Below are 8,845 nucleotides of genomic sequence, written 5' to 3'. Positions count from 1 at the left end.
GGTGGCCCACTGGAAAAAGATCTGGTCAACCAACCCACTATCCGTTAACCGGCTCTCCGGGGACACGGTTCGGGCTGCAGCGTGAGGTTCACGCACAAGCGCTGAGCACGGATGGATGCTGTCTGCATCTCGGTGGGGGAAGGCGGAGCGGCGATGCGGGTACTCAAGAGCGACAGCGGATATGTCCTGGAGGGCGACTGGGACGGGCAGGACGCGGTGAACGCGTTTCTCAACCATTTGGCGGGACGGGGGTTCAGCGCGGCCACGGTGCGGGCCTACGCATTCGACGTCGCCAATTTGAGCCGGTTCCTCGTCCAGCAAGCGGTCGGGCTCGCCGCGGTCGATGCGCCGTTGGTGTTCGACTGGATCGACTGGCAAGGCGTCCGCCGAACGGACCAGCCCACCGGCGGTCACCGCTCGTCGACCCCGCCGGCAGCTTCGACGGTGAACCGCCGGGTCGCGGCAGTGCGCGCGTTATTCGAGTATCTGGTGATGACCGGTGTCTGCACCGACAATCCGGTGCCGTCGCCGCGGCGGGGACAGGGGCTGCGCCAGTCGCAGCGGGGGTTGCTCGGTCATCTGGGTCCCGGGCGTGCACGCAGTGGCGGTAGGTTGGTGCGTCAGCCGCAGCGTCTTCCGGAATCGTTGTCCACCAACGATGTCGACGCGTTCCTGGCGACACTGGCAACGCACCGGGACCGGGCGATGGTGCTGGTGATGCTACTCGGAGGGCTGCGTTCGGCCGAGGCGCGTGGCCTGCTGCTCGCCGACGTCGATATGGGCCGGCGCCGGCTTCGGGTGATCGGCAAGGGCGGCAAGGAACGTCATGTCCCGGTCGATGCGGCGTTCTTCACCGAGCTCGCCGCCTACCTGCGATGGGAGCGGCCGCCGGGGTTGGCGACGCCGCAGTGCTTCGTAGTGCTGCGCGGCCGACGACCGGTGCACCGGTCAGCGAGGCCGGGCTGCGCAGCCTGTTCCGTCGGCACCGGGAGACCTCTGGCGCCACAAGAGTCCGCCCGCACCGTTTACGGCATACCTACGGCACCGAATTGTCGGCGGCCGGAATCGATCTGCTGGCGTTGCGGGCGTTGATGGGGCATGTCTCGCCGGAGACCACGGCCCGCTACGTGCATTTGTCGATCGAGCAGCTCGCCGCCGAATACGGTGCTGCTCGTGCGACGTTGGCCGGAGCCCGGCAGTGACCACGGTGTTGGTCGGCCAACCCGTAGGCGCCGACGAGGTGGTGGCGGATTATCTCGACCACGTCGCCACCCTGGGTTTGAGCGGGCGGGCGGTACGCGACCGGATTCGGATCGCTCGCGACTTCACCGCACGCCACCGCGACCTGCACGCCTGGATGACGCTGCCGGCAGCCGAGCGGATCGCCGAGATACGGGACACCGGGGCGTGGCCGCTGATCTGTCACACGATCGGCACCGGCCGGTTACGGCTGGACGTCGAGCTGGCCGCGGTCAAACAGTTGACCGGGCTGGGCCGCGCAGTGGAGGACCGGGATCCGAGCGGATTCGCCGCGTTGCGGAATGCGGGAATTCGGTTGGGCTGGAGGAGTTCCTGGGTCGAGACGGTCCTCGGCGAATGTCTGGCGGTAGTGCTGGCACACCACGGCGGAATGGTCGCCGACCTGACCGGCGACGCGCTCGACGACTTCGACGCCGCGCTGTCACGTACCGTGGTGCCGCCATCGTCGCGGCGGGCATACAGGGGGCGGCTGGCCAGCCTGCGGCAGCTGTTGTTCGAGACCGCGGTCATCGACACCGCGCCGAAACGCCGGCGGTGGGCCCGTAGCCTCGAGCAGCGCTTCACCGAGGTGGAGATGCCCGACCCGATCCGTCAGACGTTGCTGCGCTACATCGGCGTGCGCGCGGCGGTGCTGCGGCCCAAATCGGTCGAGTCGCTGATCAACGACCTGCTGCCCTTCGCCGAATACCTCACCGCTCACCATCCCGACGTCATCAGCCTGCGTGAACTCGACCGGAGCTGCATCGAGGGCTACCTGAAATGGAATCGCACCCGGGGCTGGCGTGGTCAGCGCGCCGCCGCGGGCGCCGGGCGCACCGTCTCGGCCGCGGTGGCCCAGTCGGCAGTGCTCAGTCTGCGCAACCTGCTCGACGACATCACCGCCTGGGGCTGGGCGCAGGCCCCACCACGGCGGTTGGTATTCGCCGCCGACGTCCCCAAACTCGACCAGCCGTTGCCACGCGCGCTAGCACCCGATGTGGACGCGGCAGTGATGAACGCCGTTGCCCACCTGCAGGATCCGTTCGCCCGCATCGGCCTGACCGTGCTGCGTGGTGCCGGCCTGCGGGCGGGGGAACTGCTCGACCTCGAACTGGGCAGCATCATCGACTACGGACCGGCCGGAACCTGGCTGAAGGTGCCACTGGGCAAGCTCGCCACCGAACGCATGGTCCCGCTCTCCGCCGCGACCCTCGCCGCGCTCGACGAGTGGGTCGCCCTCCGCGGCACGCACCGGCCGCTGCCGCACCCACGCACCGGCGTGCTCACCGACTTTCTGTTCACCCGGCACGGACGCCGCCTGGGCTACACCCGGCTGCGCAACGGGCTGCTCACCGCCGCTGAATCCGCCGGGTTGCACCGTCCCGACGGCGGCGTCCTGATGGTCACTCCACATCAGTTGCGCCACACCTGGGCCACCGAACTCGCCAACGCCGGGATGAGTCTGCAGGCCTTGATGTCCTTACTCGGGCACGTCACTCCACAAATGACGATCCGCTACGCCACCCTGGCCTCGCCCACCCTGCGCGCGGCCTACGACGAAGCGATGGGCAAGATGCGCCGCCAGTTCACCCTCACCCCGGTCGGCAAACCGATCCTGCCCGACAAGGTCGGCTGGCTGCACAGTGAAATGCTGAAAACCCGCGTTGCACACGGATACTGCGCTCGCCACGAATCCGCGGGCGCGTGCCCTTATGCCAACATCTGCGAAACCTGCGACAACTACGTCACCGCCCCCGAATTCCGCGACACGCTCACCGACCAACTCGCCGACGTCCAGGCCCTCAGAACCGACGCCGAGTGCCGCGGCTGGACCGACGAAGCCGCCCGCCACGACCGCGTCGCCCACGCCCTTACCGACCACCTCCAGCGCCTCGATCGATGAACATCCCACCCCGACGGGTTGACCCGCCCCCGAGGGCCGGATAAAAGAACGACTCAACAAGGAAATCCGCCGGCGCACCGACGTCGTCGGAATCTTCCCCGACCGCAACGCCCTAATCCGCCTCGTCGGCGCGGTGCTGGCCGAACAACACGACGAATGGGCCGAATCCCGCCGCTACCTCGGCCTCGACGTCCTCAGCAAATCCCGCGCCGACCACACGCCATCAACAGAACAGGAGGACACCCCGGCGGCACTGACCGCCTAAACCACCAAGTCGAAGAATCACACGACGACGTCGTACACCACGTCCCTGGACTTGACCTTCTCCCCTGCCGCGTAACACTCGGAAAGATGGCAAACGACATGTGCCACAGTCGGGAGCAGGCGGAGCAGGTCAAGGCTAGGTTGGCCGAGTGGCTGGCGCCACCAATGGTCGGGACGACGGCACTGACTGAGCGGCACCGCCCGCAGACCGCCGGCATCAAGCGAATGGCTCGGCCGTATAACCACGCGCTGACCGTCGCATATCTCTGCCCCACCTGTGAGAATTGAGCTGACAAGGCAGCTAGAGACGGATAGGTCCCTTTGTGAGCACCGATGGCCGCGAGCCTGACGACGAGGCCGGCGCGGAGTTCCTGAACGGCTTCGTCGATAGGTTGATTCTCGGGGGCGGGCGTGTGGACATGGGCCGCCGGCGCTCCGAACCAGTTGCGCCACCATAGCATGTAGTACAACTATGTAGTACATTATTGGTATGAGTGAAGTACCTCTCCGAATGCTCAACCAAGAGACGGCAAAGGTCTTGGCCCGCGTCAAGCGTGGCGAAGAGATCACGCTTACTGAGCGCGGGGAAGTCATCGCCCGAATAATCCCCGCTACCGCCGGCCCACTGGATGCGTTGATCACTGCCGGCAGAGTGCAACCGGCGACGCTGGCCGGCCCAGCCCCGCGGCCGACCGTTCCGATGCACGACAATCTCGACGCCGGCGCGCTATTGCAACGTCTGCGCGCCGAGGAAAGGTATTAGCCGGTGATCTACCTGGATACCTCGGCTCTGGTCAAGCTGATCCGGATCGAAGTCGAATCTGATGCTCTAGCTGACTGGCTCGATGAACGCACCGAAACACGTTGGATAACATCTGCCTTGGCTGAAGTGGAGCTCCCCAGAGCCATCCGCGCAGTCGCCCCAAATGGCTTATCTGCTGTCCCCTCTGTGCTGGCCAGACTGGATCGGTTCGAAATCGACCAGGTCATCCGCGCCACCGCGGCCGCCTACCCCGATCCGGCGCTGCGCTCGCTCGATGCGATACACCTGGCCACCGCTCAAATCGCCGCATCCACAGCACCATTGACCGCCATGGTCGCCTATGACAGTCGACTCAGCGACGCCGCCCGTGCCCTCGGGATAACGATTGTCACACCTGGAAGAAACTCATGAACGGCTCAGGAGGAGAACACATGTCAGCACGTTTCTATGATGAGACCGTTTTTCAAGCGTGGCAGCGCGGTGTAGAGATCGCCGGTCCCCGATGGTTCGCCGACGGCCAGACTTCCCCGGACAGCGCGACCAGCAAGTGGGATCTCTCGCCGAGGGTCGACGAGATCCGATCAGCTATCGGATGGCTGTCCTCGGGCGAAGCGATGTTCCTTGCGGCGATGGTGAGCTTTTACAACTCTGAGCCCGGCGGCGAACTCTTGCGATCACTTGGCGCAAATGGCCTCAGCGACATTGCTGCCAGCCTCGACGAATCACGCCGACAAGTCATCGCCGACCTGCCCCTTGCCTACGCCGGCTGGTGAAAACCTCGCCGGCCGTCACTCCCACGGCTTCCCGCTACAACCCGCCGCAAAGGACAACCCATGGCTGACCTGCCAACTCGTCCCGAACTATTCGAGAACGCCCGCGCCTGCATCGACGAAGTGAGATCAGCGCTCAGCGCGGCGCGCGACTGGCTGCGCTCGGACTGGCAGCTCCTGGGCACACCACTGACTAAGGAGGCCGGCCAAGCTCGGGTGGCCATTTTGGAATCGATCGGCGAGGCCAAGGACCTCATCGACGCGATGAAGCGCACTGCAGCCTCGATGAAGCGGCGCAGCACGGCGTTGCGAGCGCGCGGCAGAAACGCCAGGCGACCGCGCTGTCTGGTGCGCCGCGCAGCGCGATGAACCGCCCGCCTTGCCCGCCGCGACCCGTTGCCGACCTGGTGGCCGGATGTGAACGGGCGCTGGCTCGAAGATGGTGGAAGATGGTGACCGCAAGACATCGTGCGTTGCGTGGTGGACCGCCCGTCACGCCTCAATCACGAACTTTGCGACTGGGCGCGCGCACCAACACTTCATGCTCGGCATCATGGGTGGCCGCTTCAGGCGCCAGGCGTGTTCGGCAGCCGACCGTCATACCCGCCGACGAGCGGTCGCCCGGCCACGATGTGCGCGACTCGGGCGACCGGTCCCAATCACCAAGCAAACGTCCTCTCCCGAGGCTTCGGGGTGCGTCATCCGCTTGCCCCGCATGTCGACATCCGTTGCTGCGCGGCTAGCGGCCACGCCAGTCAAATGTCGATTCCCGCTGCGGTGCCTACCTCAAAATCCCGGCAATCCCGGCAGGGTGAAACCACCGCCCGCGCCGGTGGAAGCGCCGCTCCCAGCGCCGCCGGACCGGTCAAACCGCCCGACGTGCCAGTACCGAAGCCGCCGCCATTGTCGTTGAAAGCACCGGACCCGCCGGTCGACGCCCTGCCCCCACCGATCGGGGTGGACACTCCACCAGACCCGCCGCCCCCAACTGTGATCCCTGGGTCTGGCTCATCCGCCCAGGCAGCGCCCGCGCTGGCTATCGGGATGAGCCCGGCGGCCAAAGCTGCACCTGCGGCCATGCCGAGCTTGATCGTGATACCGCGGCGTCGTGTCTTGCAAGTCATGTTCCCCTCCGAATTCATGGATCATTAGATGATCGCGTTATGATCGGCGCACTTGTCGTGCGTTGCACAGTCACTTAGGTGGTAATGGGGCTCACCTCCATTCCCACAACTGGATTCCCACAACTGGTGATAGCAATGCCACCAGCTGTATGAACTTTGGCTATGCAATGCAGCTTAGCTACTACAGAAAGTGAGCGTCAAGCCAATTGGGCTACCTTGTTTGCAAAGTGATTCATATTCATAAATTCAGTGTTTCAGTAGACACTGACTTCCACACCTACAATCGTATATTGCAGCAGTTCAACAACCATGTACTGGTGTACTGACATGCGCCAATTCGCGTCTGCGTACTTACTGATATCGAGCACAACGTGAATCATTCAGGCCAGAGTCTGACTTGATTACGATTATCAGAGTTTCAAGGTGCCAGCAAACTAGACTTACTCGGTTGGTGCCCGATATCTGCAGAAACCTTTCTTCCTAGAATTCAGTATCGCTGTTGGCCAAAAATCGCTCCCTGCGTAGTCCGATCAGCAGTCACACCTCGCCGCGTGCACCTAGACCGTCCCCAACACAGGGCCTCAGCAGACGCCCGCCGGCAACTCATCGCCGACGACGCGCGAGGGGTGCCGCGCCTCACCTTGGGCCCAAGTGCAGGACCCCTCATTGATCCGCGTACTGATATGCAGATCTACTGAAACGCACCCGAAGAGGGGATCGCCGCAATGAGCACCGGCCGCAGCCGCATCGAATCGAGCGCCGCACCGTCCCACAGAAACACCGCGGCTGCCACCCCGCCCTCACCTACAGGCACCGGGCCGACCGAACGCCTCATGACCATCCGGTAGACAGGCGACCAACGAACACGCCGAACCGTCGACCTATCACTTGGCACACACCCGGGTCTTGACATCTGGCAGCGAGATGCCGCCGACCGCCTCGGACTCGCAGGATGCAGGCGGAAATAACCGGATTCTTCTCTGGACAAGCTCGACGCAATCCACGCCGTCCTGCATCGCTTCCCCGTGTACAAGCCGATCATCGCCGCGGTCAACGGCACTTGCGTGGCGGGCGGATTCGAGATGTTGAGCTCCACCGACATCCGAGTGGCCGTGCCCGACGCACGATTCGCGGTGATGGAGCCGAAGCGCGGTCTTTTCGCAGTGTCTTGCCCGTGAGGACACTCGCGGCGGCAAGGGCACCGCCGATCGTGACGTAATGACTTAGGGCCGGTCCACGCGGCAGAGGTGTGAGGTGTTGACGACGGGGTGGGTTCTACTCAACGTCGCAACACCGACGGATCACTCGAGACTAACAGGGCAGCGAATAGATCGGCGGGGCAACGGTCTTGGAGGACTATGCGGGGGCGATGGTTGAGTTCGTGTTCGACGGCCAACAACTGCTCCGGCGGGTGGCTGATGAGGGTGACGCCCTTCGGGAAGTAGTCGCGCAGCAGTCCGTTGGTGTTCTCGTTCGTGCCGCGTTGCCAGGGTGATCTGGAGTCGCAGAAGTAGACGGGCGCGCCGAGCTTGTCGGTGGTGGCAAGGTGGCGCGCCATCTCGGTGCCCTGGTCCCAGGTGATCGACCGCATCAGCGTGGGTGGCAGATCCTTCATGCGGGCCACCAAGGCCGCGTGCAGGGAGTCGGCGTCACTGCGAGGCAGATGCACCAACCGCAGCATCCGGGTCTGGCGTTCGACCAGAGTGCCGATCGCCGAGAGGTGGTTATTACCGATGATGTAGGGGTCGGACCGGGGCGCGGTGCCGGGATTGCTCCTGGCCCGTTTCCCCGGCCCGCCCTCCGCACCGGACGTGCGACTCTCGTCGCATCCGGCGCTCCACGGACTGCCACCGTTATGCGGGGACCGAGGTCGCCGCTGTGCTGGTCCACGGTGTGGGGATGTTGCTCGCCCGCCACCGATACCGAGTGATCGGAACGGTGGTGGTATCGAACATGACGATCCCATTCTCTTGCGGACGATTGCCTGGCCTTCCGGTCAGGAACCGCCGGTAGAGCTCCGCCCACGTGATCCGCTTGTGCCGTTTGAGCAGCCACTGGGTGACCCGATGCCAGGCAAAGGAATCGAGGTATCCGAAGGTTGCCTTCGACACACCGTGACGGAAATACGCACACCATCCTCGGAGCACCGGGTTGAGGCGTCCGAGGAGATCAGCAAGGCCATGATGACGTGCCTTCTTGGTCAGCGCCCGCACCTTCGTCATGATCGAAAGCAGCGCCTTCTTCGACGGGTAGGTGTAGACAGCTGCCTTGTTCGTGCCCTTCTTGCGGCGCCGCTGGATGCGGAATCCGAGAAAGTCGAACCCCTCGTCGAGGTGGCATACCTGGGTCTTCTCCACGGATAGCCGTAGCCCCAGTGGGGCAATGACATCCGCGACTTCGTCCCATAATGCGTCCGCGTGCGCTTTGGTTCCGGCCACCATGATCACGAAATCGTCGGCATAGCGGACGATCCGATAGGTGGCCCCGCCACGTTTGCGATGGGCATCTCGCCGCTGAGATGTCCGATGGGCATCCCATTTCACACGGAAATGTGCGTCCAACACCGTCAGAGCGATGTTGGCCAGCAGCGGTGAGAGTATGCCACCCTGGGGTGTGCCGGTATCAGATTCCCTGACCGTTCCGTCGCCAGACATGATGCCCGCCTTCAGGAATGCCTTGATCAGGGCCAGGACCCGCTTGTCGACGATCCGCGTGCGTACTCGTTCCATGATGGCGGAGTGAGCCAGTTCGTCGAAACACGCCGCGATGTCAGCCTCGAAGA

Annotated in this window: 9 protein-coding genes and 2 pseudogenes; 8 read left to right on the top strand and 3 right to left on the bottom strand. The window is 64.4% G+C overall.

What is annotated here, in order from left to right; translation table 11 throughout:
* Positions 1–153: 153 nt before the first annotated feature.
* The 7 genes and pseudogenes from NF20_RS28755 (at position 154) to NF20_RS26675 (ending at position 5,308) form a co-directional block, all read left to right on the top strand.
* A pseudogene (locus NF20_RS28755) lies at positions 154–1,202 on the top strand (tyrosine-type recombinase/integrase).
* The gene (locus NF20_RS20080; protein ID WP_007172497.1) at positions 1,199–3,142 is read left to right on the top strand and encodes a tyrosine-type recombinase/integrase; all 1,944 of its coding nucleotides are present in this window, start codon (positions 1,199–1,201) and stop codon (positions 3,140–3,142) included. Before NF20_RS28755 ends, NF20_RS20080 begins: the two are co-directional and overlap by 4 nt.
* Positions 3,143–3,188: 46 nt before the next feature.
* A pseudogene (locus tag NF20_RS26690) lies at positions 3,189–3,407 on the top strand (transposase); the annotation flags it as partial.
* A 489-nt stretch (positions 3,408–3,896) separates the two neighbouring features.
* Positions 3,897–4,169 (top strand): type II toxin-antitoxin system Phd/YefM family antitoxin, encoded by a 273-nt coding sequence (locus NF20_RS20075; RefSeq protein ID WP_033711258.1) that lies wholly within the window; start codon positions 3,897–3,899, stop codon positions 4,167–4,169.
* Positions 4,170–4,172: 3 nt separating this feature from the next.
* The gene (locus NF20_RS26685) at positions 4,173–4,580 is read left to right on the top strand and encodes a type II toxin-antitoxin system VapC family toxin (protein ID WP_007168487.1); all 408 of its coding nucleotides are present in this window, start codon (positions 4,173–4,175) and stop codon (positions 4,578–4,580) included.
* Between the two features lie 20 nt (positions 4,581–4,600).
* The gene (locus tag NF20_RS26680; RefSeq protein ID WP_007168486.1) at positions 4,601–4,942 is read left to right on the top strand and encodes a hypothetical protein; all 342 of its coding nucleotides are present in this window, start codon (positions 4,601–4,603) and stop codon (positions 4,940–4,942) included.
* A gap of 60 nt (positions 4,943–5,002) precedes the next feature.
* Positions 5,003–5,308: a hypothetical protein gene (locus NF20_RS26675; protein WP_007168485.1), complete on the top strand. Its 306-nt coding sequence runs from the start codon at positions 5,003–5,005 to the stop codon at positions 5,306–5,308.
* A 1,446-nt stretch (positions 5,309–6,754) separates the two neighbouring features.
* Here NF20_RS26675 and NF20_RS28380 read toward each other — a convergent pair.
* Positions 6,755–6,877 (bottom strand): hypothetical protein, encoded by a 123-nt coding sequence (locus NF20_RS28380; protein WP_255250777.1) that lies wholly within the window; start codon positions 6,875–6,877, stop codon positions 6,755–6,757.
* 211 nt (positions 6,878–7,088) lie between these two features.
* Here NF20_RS28380 and NF20_RS26665 point away from each other — a divergent pair, with 211 nt between their 5' ends.
* On the top strand, positions 7,089–7,241 hold the full coding sequence (locus tag NF20_RS26665; protein ID WP_007168480.1) for an enoyl-CoA hydratase-related protein: 153 nt from the start codon (positions 7,089–7,091) through the stop codon (positions 7,239–7,241).
* Positions 7,242–7,342: 101 nt separating this feature from the next.
* Here NF20_RS26665 and NF20_RS20070 read toward each other — a convergent pair whose 3' ends face one another.
* Positions 7,343–8,029 (bottom strand): IS30 family transposase, encoded by a 687-nt coding sequence (locus tag NF20_RS20070; protein WP_372585603.1) that lies wholly within the window; start codon positions 8,027–8,029, stop codon positions 7,343–7,345.
* A partial coding sequence (locus tag NF20_RS20065; RefSeq protein WP_033717433.1) for a reverse transcriptase domain-containing protein occupies positions 7,917–8,845 on the bottom strand: 929 nt, incomplete at its 5' end. The genes NF20_RS20070 and NF20_RS20065, both read right to left, overlap by 113 nt.

This window comes from Mycobacterium sp. MAC_080597_8934 (genome assembly GCF_000523975.1).
GTDB lineage: Bacteria > Actinomycetota > Actinomycetes > Mycobacteriales > Mycobacteriaceae > Mycobacterium > Mycobacterium avium.
This window is presented reverse-complemented; position numbering and strand designations above follow the sequence as displayed.